This window comes from Mycobacterium sp. TKK-01-0059, assembly GCF_000709305.1.
Taxonomy (GTDB): Bacteria; Actinomycetota; Actinomycetes; order Mycobacteriales; family Mycobacteriaceae; genus Mycobacterium; species Mycobacterium intracellulare.
On record NZ_KL446994.1, the window covers coordinates 659,295 to 678,456 of the forward strand.

At 64.1% G+C, this 19,162-nt stretch carries 17 protein-coding genes and 2 pseudogenes; 11 read left to right on the forward strand and 8 right to left on the reverse strand.

All coding sequences use genetic code 11. From position 1 onward, the window contains the following. Positions 1-5: 5 nt before the first annotated feature. Positions 6-752, reverse strand: a complete 747-nt coding sequence (locus K883_RS22155; protein ID WP_036455886.1) for an ANTAR domain-containing protein — start codon at positions 750-752, stop codon at positions 6-8. 128 nt (positions 753-880) lie between these two features. Between K883_RS22155 and K883_RS22160 the strand changes: the two genes are divergently transcribed. The 3 genes from K883_RS22160 (at position 881) to K883_RS28425 (ending at position 3,149) form a co-directional block, all read left to right on the forward strand. Then, positions 881-2,437, forward strand: coding sequence for a succinic semialdehyde dehydrogenase (locus K883_RS22160; RefSeq protein ID WP_036455890.1), 1,557 nt, complete (start codon positions 881-883; stop codon positions 2,435-2,437). Between the two features lie 87 nt (positions 2,438-2,524). Further along, on the forward strand, positions 2,525-2,959 hold the full coding sequence (locus tag K883_RS22165; RefSeq protein WP_020822704.1) for a DUF4383 domain-containing protein: 435 nt from the start codon (positions 2,525-2,527) through the stop codon (positions 2,957-2,959). Between the two features lie 55 nt (positions 2,960-3,014). Then, a complete protein-coding gene (locus K883_RS28425; RefSeq protein WP_008257331.1) occupies positions 3,015-3,149 on the forward strand; it encodes a hypothetical protein in 135 nt (44 codons plus the stop codon). Between the two features lie 11 nt (positions 3,150-3,160). Here the strand turns inward: K883_RS28425 and K883_RS22170 are convergent, their stop codons facing one another. Beyond that, positions 3,161-3,556 (reverse strand): hypothetical protein, encoded by a 396-nt coding sequence (locus K883_RS22170; RefSeq protein WP_020822705.1) that lies wholly within the window; start codon positions 3,554-3,556, stop codon positions 3,161-3,163. 297 nt (positions 3,557-3,853) lie between these two features. Between K883_RS22170 and K883_RS22175 the strand changes: the two genes are divergently transcribed. Then, positions 3,854-4,123: a type II toxin-antitoxin system TacA family antitoxin gene (locus tag K883_RS22175; RefSeq protein WP_014711787.1), complete on the forward strand. Its 270-nt coding sequence runs from the start codon at positions 3,854-3,856 to the stop codon at positions 4,121-4,123. A 3-nt stretch (positions 4,124-4,126) separates the two neighbouring features. Continuing rightward, positions 4,127-4,639: a GNAT family N-acetyltransferase gene (locus K883_RS22180; RefSeq protein ID WP_014711788.1), complete on the forward strand. Its 513-nt coding sequence runs from the start codon at positions 4,127-4,129 to the stop codon at positions 4,637-4,639. Between the two features lie 610 nt (positions 4,640-5,249). Here K883_RS22180 and K883_RS22185 read toward each other — a convergent pair. Both K883_RS22185 and K883_RS22190 read right to left on the reverse strand, forming a co-directional pair. Further along, complete coding sequence (locus tag K883_RS22185) at positions 5,250-6,215, reverse strand: DUF732 domain-containing protein (RefSeq protein WP_014711789.1); 966 nt, start codon at positions 6,213-6,215, stop codon at positions 5,250-5,252. Positions 6,216-6,566: 351 nt separating this feature from the next. Next, positions 6,567-7,508, reverse strand: coding sequence for a M56 family metallopeptidase (locus tag K883_RS22190; protein WP_231504774.1), 942 nt, complete (start codon positions 7,506-7,508; stop codon positions 6,567-6,569). Between the two features lie 574 nt (positions 7,509-8,082). Here K883_RS22190 and K883_RS28640 point away from each other — a divergent pair. Next, positions 8,083-8,523: a transposase gene (locus tag K883_RS28640; RefSeq protein ID WP_014711792.1), complete on the forward strand. Its 441-nt coding sequence runs from the start codon at positions 8,083-8,085 to the stop codon at positions 8,521-8,523. Between the two features lie 279 nt (positions 8,524-8,802). After that, positions 8,803-9,441, forward strand: a complete 639-nt coding sequence (locus K883_RS22200; protein WP_014711793.1) for a DUF5134 domain-containing protein — start codon at positions 8,803-8,805, stop codon at positions 9,439-9,441. Between the two features lie 236 nt (positions 9,442-9,677). Here K883_RS22200 and K883_RS22205 read toward each other — a convergent pair whose 3' ends face one another. Further along, positions 9,678-12,023 carry a copper-translocating P-type ATPase gene (locus tag K883_RS22205; RefSeq protein ID WP_014711794.1) on the reverse strand — a complete coding sequence of 782 codons (2,346 nt, stop codon included), beginning with the start codon at positions 12,021-12,023 and terminating at the stop codon, positions 9,678-9,680. Positions 12,024-12,082: 59 nt separating this feature from the next. Beyond that, entirely contained in the window at positions 12,083-12,373 is a 291-nt protein-coding gene (locus K883_RS22210) for a DUF1490 family protein (RefSeq protein ID WP_014711795.1), read from the reverse strand. A 278-nt stretch (positions 12,374-12,651) separates the two neighbouring features. Here K883_RS22210 and K883_RS22215 point away from each other — a divergent pair, with 278 nt between their 5' ends. After that, positions 12,652-13,101: a heavy metal-responsive transcriptional regulator gene (locus tag K883_RS22215; RefSeq protein ID WP_014711796.1), complete on the forward strand. Its 450-nt coding sequence runs from the start codon at positions 12,652-12,654 to the stop codon at positions 13,099-13,101. Positions 13,102-13,231: 130 nt separating this feature from the next. After that, a pseudogene (locus K883_RS28645) lies at positions 13,232-13,540 on the forward strand (ATP-binding protein); the annotation flags it as partial. A 1,626-nt stretch (positions 13,541-15,166) separates the two neighbouring features. Here the strand turns inward: K883_RS28645 and K883_RS22220 are convergent. Both K883_RS22220 and K883_RS28650 read right to left on the reverse strand, forming a co-directional pair. After that, positions 15,167-15,883 (reverse strand): anti-sigma factor family protein, encoded by a 717-nt coding sequence (locus tag K883_RS22220; RefSeq protein ID WP_014711797.1) that lies wholly within the window; start codon positions 15,881-15,883, stop codon positions 15,167-15,169. 143 nt (positions 15,884-16,026) lie between these two features. Further along, positions 16,027-16,125: pseudogene (locus K883_RS28650) on the reverse strand (RNA polymerase subunit sigma); the annotation flags it as partial. Between the two features lie 571 nt (positions 16,126-16,696). Between K883_RS28650 and istA the strand changes: the two are divergent. Then, positions 16,697-18,250, forward strand: a complete 1,554-nt coding sequence (istA, locus tag K883_RS22230) for an IS21 family transposase (protein ID WP_033712892.1) — start codon at positions 16,697-16,699, stop codon at positions 18,248-18,250. Further along, positions 18,247-19,059, forward strand: coding sequence for an ATP-binding protein (locus K883_RS22235; protein ID WP_014711800.1), 813 nt, complete (start codon positions 18,247-18,249; stop codon positions 19,057-19,059). Before istA ends, K883_RS22235 begins: the two co-directional genes overlap by 4 nt. The last annotated feature ends 103 nt before the right edge of the window (positions 19,060-19,162 follow it).

A 19,162-nucleotide genomic window follows, 5' to 3' on the forward strand; every position in this document is an offset into this window, starting at 1 on the left:
GCGGCTCAGGCCGAGCGCGGAGGGCGCTTCGTCTCGACCAGCGTGCGGGCGATCTGCTCGACCCGGGTGTTCGTCTGCTGAGAGAGGCGGGTCAACAGGCCGAACGCCCCACCGGCGTCGATGTTGAATCGTTCCATCAGCACGCCCTTGGCCTGCCCGATCACATCTCGGGTCTCGATGGCGCGCATCAGTTGCTTGTTCTCGAGGGCCAGCGACTCCTGGCGCTGGGCGTGAAGGCCGGCTTCCACGGCGCTGACGGCCTCGAACGTGTGCAGCAGCTCGGCCGGATCCCAGGAGTCACCGCGCTCGACCTCGCGGGCCACCTCGGCAAGGAGCTGGCTGCTTTCGGAGACTTCCTTGACGCAGTGCACCACTCCCACCAGCTCGCCGTGGTCGAGCAGTGGCGAGTTCACCGGACTCCACACCTTGGGCAGAAATTCCTCGGGCGCCGCGGGATCGGGAATGTCGTAGCGCTGCAGCCGCATCTTGTGCGTGTGGCCGCTGCTCATCGCGACCTCGAGGGACGACGCGAGCTTCGACGTCCCGTCGGATTGCGGGTCCTTCGGGTTGTCCGGGAAGGCCTCGAACAGATACTGGCCCGGCAGCTCGTTGTGTTCCCGCAGCGTGGCCTGCTCGTAGGCCCGGCTTGCAGCCCGGATCCGCAGGTCGCGATCAAGCAGCACGCAACAGACGCCCGAGACCCCTTGGACCATTTCTCGGGCTATCGCGTCGAACTGCCCCTGGTTGCGCATCGTCGACTGCTCTACCCGTTTACCGTGCTTCCCAACCGGTCGATGCCCCGATGCGGCCGGCCACGCTCGGCATCGCAAACCCAATAGTCTGGTGTTTTGGACGCCTGCGCTTTTTGAGAGGTGACGACATGCCCGCACCGTCAGCCGAGGTCTTCGACCGCCTGCGTTCGTTGGCCGCGATCACGGACGCCGCCGCACGCCAGACCAAGACGATCGACGAGGTCTTCACCGGCAAGCCGCTGACCACCATCCCCGTCGGCACGGCCGAAGACGTCGAAGCCGCCTTCGCCGAGGCGCGCGCGGCGCAGGCCGACTGGGCGAACCGTCCGGTCAGCGAGCGCGTCGATGTCATCAGCCGGTATCGCGACCTGGTCGTCGAGAACCGCGAGTTCCTGATGGATCTCCTGCAGGCCGAGGCGGGCAAGGCCCGATGGGCCGCACAGGAGGAGATCGTCGACCTGGTCGCCAACGCGAATTACTATGCGCGGGTCTCCGCGGACCTGCTGAAGCCGCGCACGGTGCAGTCGCTGCTCCCGGGCATCGGCAAGACCACGGTGGGTTACCAGCCCAAGGGCGTGGTCGGGGTGATTTCGCCGTGGAACTATCCGATGACCCTGACGGCCTCGGACTCGGTGCCCGCGCTGCTGGCCGGTAACGCGGTGGTGCTGAAGCCGGACAGCCAGACCCCGTATTGCGCGCTCGCGTGCGCCGAGCTTTTGTATCGCGCCGGCCTGCCGCGAGCGCTCTACACGGTCGTGCCCGGACCGGGCTCGGTGGTCGGCACCGCGATCATCGACAACTGCGACTACCTGATGTTCACCGGCTCGACCGCCACCGGCAGGCAGCTCGCCGAGCACGCCGGCCGACGGCTGATCGGTTTCTCCGCCGAGCTCGGCGGCAAGAACGCGATGATCGTCACGCGCGGAGCCAACCTCGACAAGGCCGCCAAGGCGGCCACCCGCGCGTGCTTCTCCAACGCGGGCCAGCTGTGCATCTCCATCGAGCGGATCTACGTCGAGAAAGACATCGCCGACGATTTCATCGGCAAGTTCGGCGCCGCGGTGCGCGGCATGAAGCTGGGCTCCGCGTATGACTTCTCGATCGACATGGGAAGCCTGATCTCCGCCGGCCAGCTGGACACCGTAACCGACCATGTGGACGACGCGAAAGCCAAGGGCGCCAAGGTGATTGCCGGCGGCAAGGCTCGCCCCGACCTCGGCCCGCTGTTCTACGAGCCCACGGTGCTGACCGGCGTGACGCCGGAGATGGAGTGCGCGGCCAACGAGACGTTCGGCCCGGTCGTCTCGATCTATCCGGTGGCCGACGTCGACGAGGCCGTCGAGAAGGCCAACGCCACCGAGTACGGGCTCAACGCCAGCGTGTTCGCCGGTTCCTCCGCCGAGGGCCAGCAGATCGCCGCCCGGCTGCGGTCGGGGACGGTGAACGTCAACGAGGGTTACGCGTTCGCGTGGGGCAGCCTCGGCGCACCGATGGGCGGGATGGGTCAGTCCGGCGTCGGGCGCCGCCACGGTCCCGAGGGCCTGTTGAAGTACACCGAATCGCAGACGATCGCGACCGCACGCGTGTTCAATCTTGATCCGCCGCTTGGCATTCCGTCGACCCTGTGGCAGAAGTCGCTGTTGCCCATCGTGCGGACCGTGATGAAGATTCCCGGGCGGAACTGACGTTCAGCCGCTTGGTGCGGCCCCATTGCCAGGAGCTACTACAGCGCGTAGTATTCGGGCATCTTGCCGCGCACAAGGGGGTGCCATGTGAGGTGGAGTTTCGCCCAGGTCGGGCTGCTGATCATTTGTGTTTTCCACGTCATTCAGGCGGTGATCGGCTTCATCATGAATCCCAGCTTCGCGATCGGGCCGACCGCGCCGACCGTCCAGCTGTTCGGCATGGACTACAACGGGTGGCACGCCGTCGCCGGCCTTGCGTTGTTCGCTCCAGGCCTGGTGTTCGCGATGCGCAAGTCGTGGTCGGTGTTGTATCTGCTGCTCGCCGCGATCGCCGGTGCGCTGCCGGGCATTTGGGCGTTCTTCTCGCATCGGGTCGCGTTCGTGTTCACCTTTCCCAACAACGTCACCGACGCGGTCGTGCACCTGGTGACCGCCGCGATCATGGTGGCGGGGGCCGCCGTGCAGATCCGGATGGACGGCGGGCTCAAGCAATCGCTCGCCGACCTCCGGAAGGCGCGGTAGGAGTCTTCAGATCGCGCCGTTGCGGGTAGTCCTTCGGTCGACGAAGGAGGTTGCGATGGGCAAGCACTCGGAAAAGGATGACGACGAGCCCAAGGGCGGCCGTCCCGGCCCCGCGGATCACGGCCACGAAGGTGGCATGGCGACTCGCGAGAACGCGCCGGAACTCACCGAGCCGGACCGTGAGGACTGACGGGGCAGAACCTACTTGGAGGGGTTGCGGGCTTCCTCGTAGCGGATGGACGCCACCAAAGCCACGGCGAGCAGGAACAGCAACGGCACGAACACCATCGGGTACGCGGCGACAGCGGCCATGGCGATGAGCGAGCCGGGCACCCCCAACGTCAACGCGGCCGTCGGATGCTTCTCGCCCATGCTGACGATCCTCGCGGGCGCCGCAAACGCGATCGCGGCCTGCTGATACCGATCCGCCCACTCGCCGTAGTACGAGCGGCGGGTCTGTCGGCCGCAGGCCACGCAGTTGCGCCCGTAGGAGTAGCGGGTTTTGAGGCCGCAGCCCATGCAGGTGTGGGTTGTCATCGGGCCCATGCTCTCATCACGGCGAGCGCCCGCCGCGGGCGAGGCGTTCGCCGCCGCCATTCGTAGGCCTGGTCGGGCTGACACTGGTCGGGCTGACAGGATTTGAACCTGCGACCACTTGACCCCCAGGAAGTGGGGGTAGCACGTTTTCCGAGGTCGCTGGCGGTTTCCGCCGCCATCGCATCGAGCTTCAAGTTAATGGACGTGCAGGCCGTTCGGCATCGCGCATCGCGTGTGGTCCTCGGTTGGTCCCCAGCGCCGATCGCAGCCTTGCCTAGCCCTGTACGTACATTCACCGTACAATAAAGTGATCGGCAATTGCGAGCAGAGATGACTAAAGGAAGAAGGAGTGTTGTCGTGGCAGTCAAAACGAAGCGCATCGAGCTTCGCGCTGAGGAAGCGACCTTGGACCGCATCCAGCGCGCCGCCAACCTTGTCCATGAGCAGAACTCGGAGTTCGTGCGGAAAGCTGCGATGCAACGGGCCGAAGACATCCTGCGCCAAGAGCTGGTAACGGCAATGGAGCCCGAACAGTTTGACAAACTGATGTCCTCACTCGAGGCTGCTGACGACGCGCCGCGGCTGGCGGCAGCCGCACGCAAACCAGCGGTCTTCACAAGGCGTTGAACAGTGTTCGAGTCCGCGCGACTCACTGACGCCCACACGCTGGAAGGGTTCGACTGCGGTAAGGAGTCGCTGAATACCTGGCTCATCGCCCATGCCCGTCGCGCGGACAGCAGCGGGGTCGCGCACGTCTACGTGTGGACCCCGCTCGGCGAACCGAAAGTCAGTGCCTATTTCGCCATCCGCCCCACCGAAGTAGTACGCAACGACGACGGCATCTCGGGATCCATGGCCGGTGGCTATTCCCGCATACCCGGATACTTGATTGCCCGCCTGGCGATCGACACATCGCTGCGGGGTCAGGGATATGGCGAGCAGCTGCTTCTGGACGCACTAGGCAAAGCCGTCGCCGCATCGGAAATCGGCGGCGGCCGGCTCATCGTCGTTGATGCCATAGACGACGAGGCGCAATCCTTCTACGAGCACTACCACTTCGTCCCCGTCACGAACCGCGAGCGTCGTCTGGTCATGAAGGTGTCTACAGCGGCGAAAGCGCTCGGGGAGCGCTGGCGGGAGTAGACCCTTCCGCCGAAGAGTGTGCTGCACAAAGGAGTTGGCCGTTGGCGGTGTCGAGAGTTTCCCCGGTGAGTTAGACACGCTGCGTGCCGACAACGCGCGTTTGCGTCATCTCCTGCAATTGAGTGAGGAACAGGCACGCGCGGCCTCCAGTGACCAGGCGACGCTGACGGGGGCGCGGGCCTCACCGGTGACAATGGGCTCCAGCTCCGCTCATAAGGTGCGGTTCTTCTTCGATTTGTTCCGTTGTCGCACCGATGTTTACGCGTTGCGCTGGGAAAATCGTCGAGATGGCCGTTCAGGTTGGATGCCGGCGATCAAAGGATCTTGGCGCAAGGGTATGAACCGGGCCGACGCGCCTTACCTACCACTGACCCTGAGGTCGTTGATGCCCACCTGCGAGGCGAAACACATATCGGCCTGTACCCACTCAGCGATGACGACACCTGCTGGTAGATCGCGGCCGATTTCGATAAGGAAGCCGCGATGGCTCACGCCAAATCGATAACTGCCCTAAGGCTGCTTCGTCTGAAGGCGAAACACGAGACCATGACTACACCTAACGACGCGACCATCGGAAGGCTTTGACGGCGGTGACGGGGCCATTGCTGTCTCATGGTGCGAGCCTGACAAAGCCCGGCGGCATGTGGGGCGCCGGCGCCGACTGCACCGGACCGCCACCGCCGTTGCCACCACTGCCACCCCCGCCGGTGCCTCCACCGCCGTCGCCGGCATCGCCCCCAGGTTGAGGAGCCGCAGCAGGAGGCTCCGCCTGTTGCGGTGGTGGCGGGGGCTCTTGCGGCGGGGGCGGTTGTTTTGGTGGCGGCGGTGCCGCGTTTGGCCGGGGTGGTATCAGGTTGTGCGCCGTGGGCGGCGGTGGTGGCGGAATCTGCGGCGGGTTCTGTAAGTCGGAATCTCCCTCGGGAACCGCTCCGGTGAGCGAGGTGAGCATTGTGCCCGGCGCACCACGGTCCGACCGGTCGTTCCCGTAGCGGCCCGCCACGAAGGTGGCGCCGTCCAGCACGTATGTCAGCCGGACCACGCCGGTGCCCATCGGTTCCTGCCGCGCCGCCGGAGTGTCGATCATGTAAAAGCGCGGCTCGCGCGGACCGCTTGCTGAGTTGACCGTGTCGTGCGTGGACGCGGCGACCCGGTGCGTCGGTTCATTCGATCCAGGCGCGGAACTAGCCATAGCCGTGATGGAATCAATCTTTTGTTGGTTGTACGGGCAGTAGACCTCCACCGCTGCAGTGATGAATCGGGTGAGGGTGCGCGTGATGCGCTCGGGGGGGTATTGGCGCTCGGGAGGGTCCACGTTGAACGCAGTGTTCCTCATCAAGTCCACTACCGCGTCCACCGGCATGCCGCCATCGAGTTTGCGACACACCTTATGGGCAGTGGCGATGAGGCTCGGCACGTTCCGGCGGGCGGGAATCTTTTTTTCAACGAGCAGCGCCAGAAACTGGTCGTCCTGGTTGGGGTCGGCCGCTACTGTGCCGGAGCCCACAATTGCGGTGCCGGCTAGCACCACAGTGGCGGTAACCAGGGCGCCGGCGTGGCAAGTGATGCCGGCGAACATGGCAGTGCTTCCATTCTTTTGGCCATCCCATCGCTCCCCATGGCGAGGTCTTGGCTCCTCCCAGCGGAGCGGATATATACTGTCTACTATAGTACTTAGTAGGTGGGTAAATTAGCAAGTGTGGCGGATTGCGGATTGGAACACAGATGGTGAAAACTGATCACTCTGCCCCGCAAATGGTTTGGCTCTGAGCGCCGTGGCTTGTCGGGATTCAGTTTTCCGTAATGGCGCCGTAAAGGCGGACCCTGTCGCGCGAGGGCCTCGGCAGGCGGCGTTCCGACAGGCGCGGTTGTCCCGAGCTGGTGTCACAACTCGGTATTAGGTAGATACGCGCTCGGCCGACGTTCGCCTTTAGATGGCGATCGGGTAGCACCACATGGCGCCGGCTGCAGTAAGACCGGCGAGAATCAGCGGCCCCCCGGTGATGAGAAGGGTTGCGGCGGTAAGCAACATCCGGCTGCTCCATCGATTTCGAGCGGCGGCCGGTGCGGCCAGACGTTCGGCGCGGGCCAGCACTTCCGTTCCGGTGGCCCCGAAGGCCCCTTGCGGCGCCTTGGCATCCATGGACAATGCCAGCAGCGCGTCCAACAGTGTCAGCGAACCGCATCTGCGGGCCGCGGCGTCATCGGCGGCCATCTCCAGCAACAGAGAGATCTCTCGATCGGCCGTGCTGAACAGGGGCACCCTGGGAATGGCAACCGCTAGGGCGCGCACGAAGGCCAGAACATGGTGGTGGCGCCCGGCCAGGTGGGCTCGTTCGTGTGCCAGCACAGCCTGCAGATTGCGATCGGTGAGTGAGTCCAGCGCTGCGCTGGTCACAACGACGGTGTCAGGGTGGCCGGCCACGCAGTACGCGGCCCGTTCGGCAGCGTCCACCACGACGGCATCCACTCCATCGATGCGGCGGCCGATCACCCGAGCTCTTGCGGCGTGCCCGTGGCTCTGCGCGCGCGCCCGCCGCAGAGACCTGCCCGAGCGCCACCCCAGCGTGCTCAGTGTGCTGACCGCGGTAGCGGCCAGCACAAGCAAGGCCACCTGCAACGCTACCGCGGCGCCGCCGTCGACCAGCCGCCGCAGCGACTCGAAACATGCGGTGGCGAGTCGACCTGGCTCATGCCAATAACGCACGAGAGACACGATGAGGAATGCGGTTGCGGCCAGCCACGAAGCGACAACGCTGATCATCACCACCAACCACGCAACCACCCCTAACCGCGGGGCGGTACCCGCATGGGTCAAGCGAGGCAGCACCCACGGTGAGAGCGTCGCGACCGCGAAGCTGTACAGCAGCAAGCAGACTGAGACACTCATCGTGCCGTCGGGCTCTCGTCGGAGCTCGTCAGGCGCACCGCAGTGGCGCCCACGCTGACCGAAGGCAATCCCATTGCCGCGCCCGTGAGGATCGGGTTGAGGAAGCTAGCCGAGGCCAAGTCGGGGCCCGCAGGTGAGTTCGTGGATTCCGTCATACCGTCAGCAATCGCGCACTTGCAAGCAGCACACGAGATTTCGAGTACCGAAACAACCGTTGTGCCCACCGCCATTACCTCCCGATCCGTGGCACACCACCCAGTGTTATCCTTCCAGCGCACTGGAAGGTCAAGGAGGTGCGGTACGAAGATAGCGAGCTGGCCGATCTCATCCTCCACGCCAGTGGCCGTGGATCGATCTCCGCGAATCGCGGGATTGCAAAATGGCTCGAAATCGGTATTGCCAGTTGTGCAGTCCTATATCTACTATCTGCGTACATAGATAGTAGCCTCGGGTAGTTGTCTGGGTCTTAGCAGCACGCTCGAGGCATGTCATGGGACTGCAAAGAAGCGTCGGGGACCGGCGATGACAGGACTTGGGCTCTTTGAAGGATGGCGCGATGCGACGAACTCGGCGATCGTTTACTCCTGAGTACAGGTTTACGGCCGCACATCGTGTCATCGATGGAAAGGAGCGGGTCGTCGATGTCGCCCGGGAGCTCAACTTGAATGACAGCGTGCTGCACACATGGGTGCGCGATGAACGGTGGCGGATGTCTGCAGACAGCGCTGGCGGGTTGCTACATGATCCCAGTGGCGGTGAACCGCTTTTACCCAAGGAGCGAGCGGAATTGGTGCGGCTCCGCAGGCAGGTGGCTGAACAGGCAGAAACTATCGCCTTCCTAACCAATGCCTCGGCGTATTGCGCGGCGCAACTGAACAGTCCCGAGTTTCGTGCGCACTTTCTTGCTTGGGAAGGATGGCGCGATGCCCAGCAAGTACGACGACAGCCTCAGGGCCAAGGCGGGTTTGACGGTGACACCTATGACCGATGGCTATGACCTGTATGGACGACGATGCGCGCGATCTTAGCCTGCAGCCCCCGCGTAGCGGGCAAGGTATACGGCGCGGTAGCACGGCTCGGAGTACATCGTCTAAAAGTACTGGACAGCACGCCAATTGGCGACTGGCCGTACGATCGCAATGCTCTACGCGGTGGCGCCAGGTCGAGAGTGATGAGCCTGGCGCGTGCTCGTGCCACGCGCGTGACTGGCAAGCGCGGACGACACAAATGACCACTGGCGTCCTCTCTGACATCGATGGGAGCGGCTCGGTATCGCATGATTCATGACTCGGCACTTCGTTGGGTCGTCACCGGATTGTTCGTCCTGACCGCCACCGAATGCGTGCTGGCGATCGTCGGCAAACGCCGACCGTGGGCCTGGGTCGTCAGTCACGGGCTGCATTTCGTCATGGCAGTGGCAATGGTGATGATGGCCTGGCCGCCGTCGGGCGCACATCTGCCTTCGACGGGACCTACAGTGTTTTTTCTGCTAGCGGCCATGACGTTCGTGACGATGGCCTTCGCTGTGGCCCGAACAACCGCCTTGCGCGTTAGGTACGGGTATCACACTCTGATGATGCTGGCGACGGGCTGGATGTACGCCATGATGAACGCTCGGTGGTATCCGGCCCGAACGAGCACCGAGCACCACGTTCCGCCAGCCATGTCGTCTATGCCGGGCATGGACATGGCCGGCACGGCCATGCCGGCAAGCAGCGGACCGCCTGTATGGTTTAGCGCTGTGAACTGGCTCGCTGCCGTCGGTTTCGCGGTTGCGGCGCTCTTTTGGACCTACTGGTACTTCGTCAAACGTCAGCATGAGCCGTCCCTGTTCAGGTCGCTGGGTAACCTAAGTCAGGCAGGGATGGCTATCGGCATGTCTATCCTGTTCTCCGCCACGCTATTTCGGATTTGAGCGTACGAAAGCCGCTTCCGACAGTCCTTTCGCGCCTTCAGCATGGGCGAGGTCGACGTACGCCTCCACTCCCTTATCCGCTCAAGCGTGGAGTGCCATTCGGCTGTTCAGTGCTGCATCGTTCGCGAAATCTTGTGTGCCCCAGGGCAAGCCGCGAAATGCCTTGCAACCAGCGGAGCCGCGTCGAAATCGCATACGGCGTGGCGCAACCCTGATGCAGGGTATTTCGTGGCTCCTCATTTCACAGCGCCCACTGATTTGCGTACGCCCAGCTGGGCCTCGCGACCGAAGCGGCGGAGCCGCAGCGAGTTGGTTACCACGCTGACCGAGGAGAACCCCATCGCGGCACCCGCCACGACCGGGTTCAACATGCCGAGCGCGGCGAGTGGGATTGCGGCGGTGTTGTAGCCGAAGGCCCAGCCGAGGTTCTGGTAGATGGTGCGCAGGGTCTGCCGGGAGAGCCCGATCGCAGACACGACACCGTCTAGCCGCTCAGACATCAGGGTGATGTCGGAGGCCTCGATGGCCACGTCGGTACCGGTGCCGATGGCAATGCCGAGGTCAGCCTGCACCAGGGCGGGCGCGTCGTTGACGCCATCGCCGACCATCGCGACCACCTTGCCCGTGTCCTGGAGCCGGCGAACCTCGGTGACCTTGTCTTCCGGCAACACCTCGGCCAGCACCTGCTCGATGCCGACCTGGTTCGCGATCGCGTTCGCGGTGCGGGCGTTGTCGCCGGTAATCATGGCGACCCGCAGACCCATGGCCTGCAGTTGACGGACCACGTCGACGGCGTCGTCTTTGACCGTGTCGGCCACCGCTAGCACACCCACCACGTGACCGTCGCGGCCGACGAACACCGCGGTGCGGCCCTGCTCTTCGAGGTCTGCGGCGGCTGCAGCCAGGTGGTCGGGCAACTCCAGATCGTGCTCGTCGATGAGCTTGCGCCGCCCAACCACCACCGGCCTGCCGTCAATCTCGGCGCGCACGCCGTGCCCGGCGACGTTGGTGAACGCAGTGGCGGCCGGGATCTCCAATCCCCGCTCATGCGCTTCGGCGACGATCGCCGCGCCGATCGGGTGTTCGGAGCCCGACTCGACTGCGGCGGCGATCCGCAGCACCAGATCGGGCTTGCGCCGCTTGCCGGCAACGACCTCGGTCACCCGCATCTGGGCGCGGGTGAGGGTGCCGGTCTTGTCGAATACCACCGTGTCGATCTTCTTCGACGCTTCGAGCACCTCGCCGCCCTTGACCAGGATTCCCAGGTCTGCGCCCCGGCCGGTGCCGACCATGATCGCCGTGGGGGTGGCCAGGCCCAGCGCACACGGGCACGCGATGATCAGCACCGCGACCGCCGCGGTCATGCCGCCGATCGGGTTGCCGGCAAGCAGCGTCCACCCCGCAAACGTCGCGACGGCAACAACAATGACGGCCGGAACGAACACGGACGAGACCCGGTCGGCCAGCCGCTGGACCGGGGCCTTGCCCCTCTGCGCCTGCTCGACAAGTCGCACAATCTGCGCCAGCGCAGTATCCGCCCCGACCGCCGTGGCGCGCACCGTCAGTAGCCCATCGGTGTTGACGGTCGCGCCGGCAACATGGTCGCCCACCGTTTTCTCGACCGGGACGGACTCGCCGCTCAGCATCGACTCATCGACGGCGGCGCGCCCGTCGATGACTTCGCCGTCGACCGGGATCTTCTCCCCCGGCCGCACGCGCACCAGGTCTCCGACGCGGACCTGATCGACTGGCACGCGGCGCTCCTCGCCGTCCACAAGCAGCGTGGCTTCCTTGGCACCGATCTCCAGCAGCTTGCTGATCGCCTCGCGCGCCTTGCCTTGGGCTCTGGCTTCGAAATAGCGGCCCAGCACCACGAACGCGATGATCAGCGCCGAGGTGTCGAAGAACAGAGGCCCACCGGCAAACAACTGATAAGTGGAGTAGAGGAACGCGGTCAATGTGCCCAGCGAGATCAGAGTGTCCATGTTCGAGGTCAACTCCCGCGCCCGCTCGACCGCCCCCTGGAGGAACGGCCACCCGGCGACGAATTGCACCGGCACCGTCGCGGCGAACGCCAACCAGCCCGCCCAAGGGTAGGCGCCGAAGAACATTGTCGAAGCCATCGCTACCAACCCCAGCGGGAAGGCCAACCACACCCGCCGCCACCACTTGCGCCGTTCGCGCCGACTCTGCTCGTCCGGCGACAACTCACCCCCGATGACCGGCCCAGACCCGCAGCCGCCGCAACTCTCGCCGTCCGTCGCACGATCTTGCACATCACGGCGCAAGCCGAACAGCGCCAATCCGATCCCGCTGGCAATTCTTCGCAGCACACCGGTCTTTGGAATATCAGCCGAGTGCGGGGCCCGCGCGGGCACCGATTCGGCGGGGATGTGCTCGGCCTCGGCGATCGCCGACAGCACGTCAGCGGTGTCGCAGGCTTGGGGCATGTACCAGACCACCACGGATGCGGTACGCGGATACGCTTGCACGGCCTGCACGCCGGTCACTTGGGAGACCATCTCCTCGATCGCGACGGCGCGAACAGCGTCCACACCAAACCCGGTGACGCGCACACGCATCCGCCCCGACGCATCGGATACAACTTTCAATGCGACGTCGCCGTCAAGGACCCCAGTGGTCATTTGTCGTCGCTCGAGTCCACCACTGTCAGTGGTGCAGCTTCCTCCCCGGCGCGCTCTTTGGCCTCAGCCACCACGTCGGCGACCGTCAGTCGAGCCTGCTCGGCGCCCGCCCCGGCCTTGCGCTCGGCCTCGCGGACAACGCGTATGCCCCAAGCGGTAGCGATGACCGTCGCCTTCCGCAACGGAGCCTTCCCCGCCGCCTTGCGCAGTGCCTCATACGCGGCAACCCCGACTACGCCGGTCGCCACCGTGGGTACCGCCTTCACCAAGAATCCGTGCAACACCATTCCGAGTGCTCCCTTTCATGTCATGCAAATTGTTGACCCGTCGGTGGGTTCAACTTCGGTGGTGTCCGCCGTGATGACCGGACTGAAGAGACCATCAAGCCACTGCCGCGGGCGTCATAGGCCAATTACTGCCGTACAAGCCGGCAACAATCTCTGGGGCCAAGGTGACTTCTGGACTCACCGAAACCAACCGTCAACCTTGAGCGCACCTCCGCAGCTCGCGATTGCCATGAATCCAGTGTTATCCTTCCAGTGCACTGGAAGGTCAAGGAGGGCGCATGAAGATCGGCGAGCTGGCCAAACTGACCAAGACCAGCACCAAGACGATCCGCTTCTACGAGGACTCGGGGCTGTTACCGTCGCCCGCACGCAGCGCTTCGGGGTATCGCGACTATGGACCCGAGATCGTGGATCGGCTGCGGTTCATCCATCGCGGTCAAGCGGCCGGGTTGACCCTGCAGAAGGTTCGCCAAATCTTGGCGATTCATGACCGCGGCGAGGTGCCGTGCGGGCACGTCCGCCAAGTCCTGCACAGCCGCCTTGACCAAGTCCGCGCCCAGATCGCCGAACTCGTCGCGCTTGAGGGTCACTTGCAGACTCTTCTCGACCGTGCATCGCGCCATACGCCGACCAAACATGACCATTCCACGGTGTGCTGGATCTTGGAAAACGATCTGGACGCCCCAGCCGGCGTCGAACTCACGGACGCCCGTGGTCAGTACAGCTAGATCGGCACCCTGCCGGGACCAGCACGTGCACGGTTTCCGAGGGCTCCTGCGCGTTTGCGTAGACAGTAGTGGGTTCATCGAGTCAGACTTGCGGATGTCTGTGACAGGTCGGGCTACACCTTGGCCATGACTGGTCAACGAGCTCGTCGAAGCCGCCGACGACAAACAACTGACCAAGGCCACCTACTGCCAGGGGCGTGTGGATCTTCTGCTGCTTGATTGGCTACACGGAACTAGGCACGTGCAGCGCCGACCTGCTCTTCCAGGTTTTGACCAGCGGAGGAAAGAACGCTATCGCGATCGCCAGCAAGGAAGCCTCCTCACGGTGGACAAACCGTTTACCGCCCCACGCTTCTGCGCCGCCATTCGCCCGACTTACCTTCGGCGGCGCCATTATTGAACCGGCACCGCCTCCTACCGGCTGGCCCAGACCCGAAATCTAAAGTCTCAGCCCCAGCTGAATCCGTGCCGCGGGCGCGTCGATCAGGCTAACGGCGCCGATCATCATTCAGCGCCGCCAGCACTCGCTCCCTGGTCGGGAGGTCCAGCCGGCACGCATTGGCGATCAATGGGGCACCCGATGTCATGACATCGACACCATCAACGAGCACGGTCGGCGATGTATATGCACCGACTCTTTCCACCACTCGCTCAGCGAAACCAACCTCGGACAGACAGTCCACGAGCAGGCGCCGAGCCAGCGCCGCATTTGGACACCCCGGGCTCGTGAGTAGCTCTGCACGCATACACCCAGCTTCGCTCACCCGGCATCCTCAAGCATCCTAAGTGGGCCAATTCATACCGCCAGCCGGACCCAGTTCATGTTGACATAGCGACCCGGGTGACGGATGGACTCTTATTGCCACCGAATTCCATATGCACCCTGCGCAGTTGATTTGCGGCCAACCGAAGGAGATGACCAGTGGAGTAGCAGCCACGCGCGTGGGCGGTCATGGACGGACGCGCCCGAGCCGGCCGTCCTTCGAGCACGAATTTCTTTGCTGCGGAACGGTTTCAGAGTCAATGCGTGGCCTAGGAACCTCTGGATGCGGTTGCTAGGCCATTCGGCTACGGTCTCGGCGTGACCGGGGCCGAAGGAGTAGTCGACGTCGACGACGACGGTTGGCCAGGCCCCATCGGCCCCATGCCACCGGGCCCCATCATGCCTCCCATTCCGCCGCCAGACCCGCCCATCTCACAGCGCATCACCTGCGGTCCGTTGTGATGCTCCCAGCGGGAGCCAAGGAAAAAGCCCGAAACAAACACCGCACCCACGATGAAGACAACACCGGCGGTGATTCCCACCACTGCCGCGGCCTGACCTAGACGGCTGGATCGCTGAGGGCTCGGTTCTCCGGCCGTGGATTCGCTTGGGGCTTAGGGTGTTTCAGTCATGTGCACCTCCGGGTTTCGCTAGATAACATTACGTGGCTTTGGAAGGCCGTTCCACCCTTGACGTTCGCGCCGGCTGGTCTAACGCCTCGGAAACGATCGGACTCGACCCGATCAGATCCGCCGCCGGCGCATCGAATATCCATATGCGGGTCGCGACGGAGCAATCCTCTTCCTGTCTGTCAGCGGCGCCATCGTAGGCGCCCAATTCCTCACGGGTCATTGATGCAGCACTGTCTACGTACACATATAGTAGATGATTAAACGGTAAAGCGCACAGGCCTCCCCAGTCTGAGTAACCGTCGAGGTCCAGCGATGATCGGCGTCGCCCGTCGGAGAATCGGCCTCGTGCACACGCACGCCTTGACGCAGTGATTCATATCAATAGCCCGTGAAGGAACGTTTACCCTCGACGAGTTCTTACAGAATTGGGCGTGGGCCTGTCCACTGACAGCATCGGCGGGCTGCGAGCCGGTGCCGGAAGACGCTACGGGACTTCCTTAATGGCAATCCCATGAGCGGCGACCCTGCTGCCCTGCCCTCAACGCACACGACGAATCGTCCTGACCTACGACACCGTCCAGCCCGGAGAACCCACACCGACCAGAACAACTTCGAGGCGGAGCCGTAGCGTTGCGCCTCGCATAACAATTGGGTGCGGCTGCGGTCGAGGCTAGATCGAGCGCTGGAGCATCACGTGGCCGTTGTCGGCCAAAACCACTTGTACTGCGGCGATCTGGGTTACCGGCATCGAAATGCTACCGGTGGGCGTCGCCGTATGGCCTGGGATCGCCACCCACGTCGCCAGCCGGGTCTGGCTGCCGTCGCGGCCCACGACGACCAACGCCACCGTATCGTGAGGAGCATCGGGTGGAGCTAGGCACACGAACTTCAGCGCGATGTTTGTACCCCATTGCTGGCCGCTAAGTGACACTGTCGACGCCAGCAGGGTCGTACCGATTTGGTCCATCGGCAGCGCCGCCTGTGGCGGCGAAGTCGGGAACCTGCCATTAACCCCAATTAACACACCGATCGTCAGGATGACGGCAGCGGCAGCCGAGCCCACCCAGATCATCGCGCGGCTTCGAACGCGGTGCGAACGGACCGCGGCCAGCATCGACGGCAGCAAATCCGGCGGCATCTCGGTTGCTCCGGCTGGGTGGTCTGCCTCGTTGATCGCACCAATGTCACTGCGGGCGAGCTGCGCCAGCATGGCCGGAATGCCGCTGAGCTCGGCAACGGCCTGACGGCATTGCGGGCAGCCGGCCATGTGGGCCTCGAATTCCCGCCAATCGGTGGCCGACAGTGATCCCAAGACGTACGCGGCATCCCACATCGCATGGAGGTGGTTGTCACCAGGCGGGCCAAGTCCGCGTAACAATGTCATCATCGCCCTCCATCCCTAGCTACTAGCAGGCATTCGGGCTCGAAGGCACACGGATCGGGCTGCCGGACGGCTTTTGGCCTCGAGCCAATTACCTTGCATCATTTGGCGTTCGCTGCCAGCGGGCATCGCGATGGGCGGTAGCGCGGTCAACGTGTCACCCCGTCCTCTTGCAGCGTAAGCCGTTCTGTCCGAGCGACATAGCGCAATCGGGACTTGACCGGCCCCTCGGCGATTCCGAGGTCCCCCCGGAGCAGCGTTTCCCAGACCACGACTTTGGCACGACAAGCGCCGCCCATCAATCGCAACGCGTATCGCCACAAGATGGCGGCCTGATCGTCGTCGCGAACCGTCATCGTCGCTTGCAAATCCGATCCGCTGATGACCCTTGGGCACTTCATCACCTCCTGCTATGTCACGAGGGAAGCACCTGGCAAGTTCACCAGCCGAAGCGTCACCACACCTTGATCATCTACGACAGCCGGTACGTAGATGCAGTTTCATATCTGGTCGTAGTCACGATTGTTTCGTCCGACTCCTCGACTACGCGCGGCCGAACGTGTTCATCGTCGCGCGACCGGCTTGGCCCGTGACACGACTAGCCGGCCGCAGCCAGAGCCGCATCATCTCTGTCCATTGCCGGAATTTTCGACTTTGTCGGCTGCCAGGGACAAGGGGCCAGCTCGGCGCCGGTTTTGCCATGAGCATGGGACCACCCGTTTGCCAGTGATGGGACCACCTGGCTAGCTGTTTTGCCAGTTATGGGACCACCCGGCGTGGCGTCGGGGCTTCCGGTTGCTCGGCCGCTGTATTGGCCGAATGAGCTACCGGGAGGTTTCTGTGATCGAAGTCAAGGAGATGTTGCGGCTGTGGCTGGATGGTCGCGGGTATCGGGAGGTGGCCCGGCTCTCGGGCACCGACCGCAAAACGGTGCGCCGGTATGTGGATCGGGCGCGCGCGTGCGGGCTGGACCGTGATGGCGACGCCTGTCAGCTGACTGACGAGCTGTTGGCGGCGGTGATCGCCGAGGTGCGGCCGAGCCGGCCCAACGGCAAGAGCCAGACGTGGGAGATCATCGACACTCAGCGTGAGCAGGTCCAGGCGTGGCTGAAACAGGACTTGACCTTGACGAAGGTGCACACGCTACTGGGCAGGCGCGGAGTGGTGGTGTCGTATCGCACGTTGCATCGATATGCCACAACGGAATTGGGCTTTGGGCAACGGCGGGCCACGGTGCCGGTGGCCGATTGTGAGCCCGGCAGCGAACTGCAGGTCGACTTCGGTCGACTCGGGCTGCTCACCGACATCGAGGACGGCCGCCGGCGGGTGGTGCATGGGTTGATCTTCACCGCGGTGTATTCGCGGCACATGTTCGTTTGGCCCACCTACCGGCAGACCCTGGGCGAGGTGATCGCCGGGTTCGAAGCGGCGTGGGTGTTCTTTGGTGGGGTGTTCGCGGTGGTGATCCCGGACAACATGAAGACCATCGTGGATAAGGCTGATGCGACCGACGCGAAGCTCAACGACGCATTTCGCGAATATGCCCAGGCTCGGGGATTCGCTGTGGACCCCACCCGCATCCGCAGCCCCCGCGATAAGCCTCGCGTCGAACGCTGCGTCCAATATGTGAGATCGAATTTCTTTGCCGGAGAAGACTTTCGGAACCTGAGTGACTGCCGCGCGCGAGCTGAGCAGTGGTGTGGGCAGGTGGCCGGGATGCGAATCCACGGCACCACCCGGTGCCGCCCGGTCGAGGTGTTCGCCGCCGAGGAGCTACCCCAACTCAAGCCGGTGCCCAACGAGGTGTTCGACATCCCGACCTGGAGCCGGCCCAAGGTGGCCCCGGATCGGCATGTGCAGATCGCGCGGGCGCTTTACAGCGTTCCCGGCGAGCTGATTGGCCGCCGCCTCGATGCCCGCGTGGATGCGCATACGGTCAAACTGTATTGGCGCGGTGAGCTGATCAAGGTCCACCCCGTGGTGGGTCCGGGGCGCCGCCACACCGATCCCGCCGACCTGCCCGCTGAGGTGTCGGTCTATGCCATGCGGGATCTGAACACGTTGCAGCGCAAGGCAGCCACCCACGGCACCCATGTCGGCGTCTACGCCGCCGCGGTGTTAGAACACCCGCTGCCGTGGACCAAGATGCGCCAGGTCTACCGCCTGTTGGGATTGGTGCGCCGCCACGGCGCGGAGGCGGTCGATGATGCCTGCCGACGCGCGCTGGACGCCGAGGTCATCGACGTCGGCCTGATCGAGCGCATGCTCACCCGTGGCGCCGGTGCGCAGCTGCCGCTGATCCCCAAGCCGTCGCCCACGGCATCCAGATTCGTGCGCGCCGCCACTGACTTTACGGTGCGGAGGCCATCATGAGCCCCGCCCGTCCTGACGCCACCCCAGCGGTCAAGCCGATCGAGATCTCTGCAGACCTCAAAGTCCTGATGCGCCGTCTTAAGCTCGGCCAGCTGCTCGACACCCTGCCCGAACGGCTCGCCTTGGCACGATCCAATCGGTTGCCGCATCACGATTTCCTGGAGATGCTGCTGGCCGATGAGGTCACCCGCCGCGACCGCAAATCCGCCCAACTACGCGCCAAGGCGGCCCGTCTGGATCCGCAGATGCAGTTACAGGCCTGGGACGATACCGCCGCGGTCAGCTACGACCGCCAGTTGTGGGCAGAGTTGACCTCGCTGCGGTTTTTGGCCGACGCCTACAACGTGCTCATCATGGGCCCGGTCGGGGTCGGAAAAACGTTCCTGGCCAACGCCTTAGGACACATCGCGGTCCGACGTCACCACAGCGTGCACACCGAACGCGCCGACAAACTCTTCAAACGCCTACGCGGGGCACGGCTAGACGGCAGCTATGAAGACGAGGTACGCAAACTGCACCGCGTCGAGCTACTCATCATCGATGACCTCGCGTTGCACCGGCTTGAAACCACCGAGACCAATGACTTCTATGAAATCATCGTGGAACGCCACCGCACCGCCTCAACGATCATCACCAGCAACCGCGAACCCCCAGAGATTCTCACCATGATGGCCGACCCACTGCTGGCGCAGTCGGCGATGGACCGGCTCCAATCCGCGGCCTACGAACTCGTCGTCGAAGGCGAGTCCTACCGGCAACGTCAGAAACCCCGCCCCGCAAAGCCGGTCAATTCGGACCAGCCGAATTGACCAGCAGCCATCTCGTCAGTCACCATCACAACGGCCAGTAACCGGAAACAACCGGTCCCATGCTCATGGCAAAACGGTGGTCCCATCACCCTGGCAAGCGACA

Bases quoted from the DNA above. Each gene is read 5' to 3' on its own strand.
- K883_RS22205 (WP_014711794.1), bottom strand. From the start codon at position 12,023: ATGCGTGTGCGCGTCACCGGGTTTGGTGTGGACGCTGTTCGCGCCGTC.
- K883_RS22215 (WP_014711796.1), top strand. From the start codon at position 12,652: ATGAAGATCGGCGAGCTGGCCAAACTGACCAAGACCAGCACCAAGACG.
- K883_RS22200 (WP_014711793.1), top strand. From the start codon at position 8,803: ATGATTCATGACTCGGCACTTCGTTGGGTCGTCACCGGATTGTTCGTC.
- istA (WP_033712892.1), top strand. From the start codon at position 16,697: ATGAGCTACCGGGAGGTTTCTGTGATCGAAGTCAAGGAGATGTTGCGG.
- K883_RS22155 (WP_036455886.1), bottom strand. From the start codon at position 752: ATGCGCAACCAGGGGCAGTTCGACGCGATAGCCCGAGAAATGGTCCAA.
- K883_RS22160 (WP_036455890.1), top strand. From the start codon at position 881: ATGCCCGCACCGTCAGCCGAGGTCTTCGACCGCCTGCGTTCGTTGGCC.
- K883_RS28640 (WP_014711792.1), top strand. From the start codon at position 8,083: ATGCGACGAACTCGGCGATCGTTTACTCCTGAGTACAGGTTTACGGCC.
- K883_RS22220 (WP_014711797.1), bottom strand. From the start codon at position 15,883: ATGATGACATTGTTACGCGGACTTGGCCCGCCTGGTGACAACCACCTC.
- K883_RS28425 (WP_008257331.1), top strand. From the start codon at position 3,015: ATGGGCAAGCACTCGGAAAAGGATGACGACGAGCCCAAGGGCGGCCGT.
- K883_RS22185 (WP_014711789.1), bottom strand. From the start codon at position 6,215: ATGTTCGCCGGCATCACTTGCCACGCCGGCGCCCTGGTTACCGCCACT.
- K883_RS22210 (WP_014711795.1), bottom strand. From the start codon at position 12,373: ATGGTGTTGCACGGATTCTTGGTGAAGGCGGTACCCACGGTGGCGACC.
- K883_RS22235 (WP_014711800.1), top strand. From the start codon at position 18,247: ATGAGCCCCGCCCGTCCTGACGCCACCCCAGCGGTCAAGCCGATCGAG.
- K883_RS22170 (WP_020822705.1), bottom strand. From the start codon at position 3,556: ATGGCGGCGGCGAACGCCTCGCCCGCGGCGGGCGCTCGCCGTGATGAG.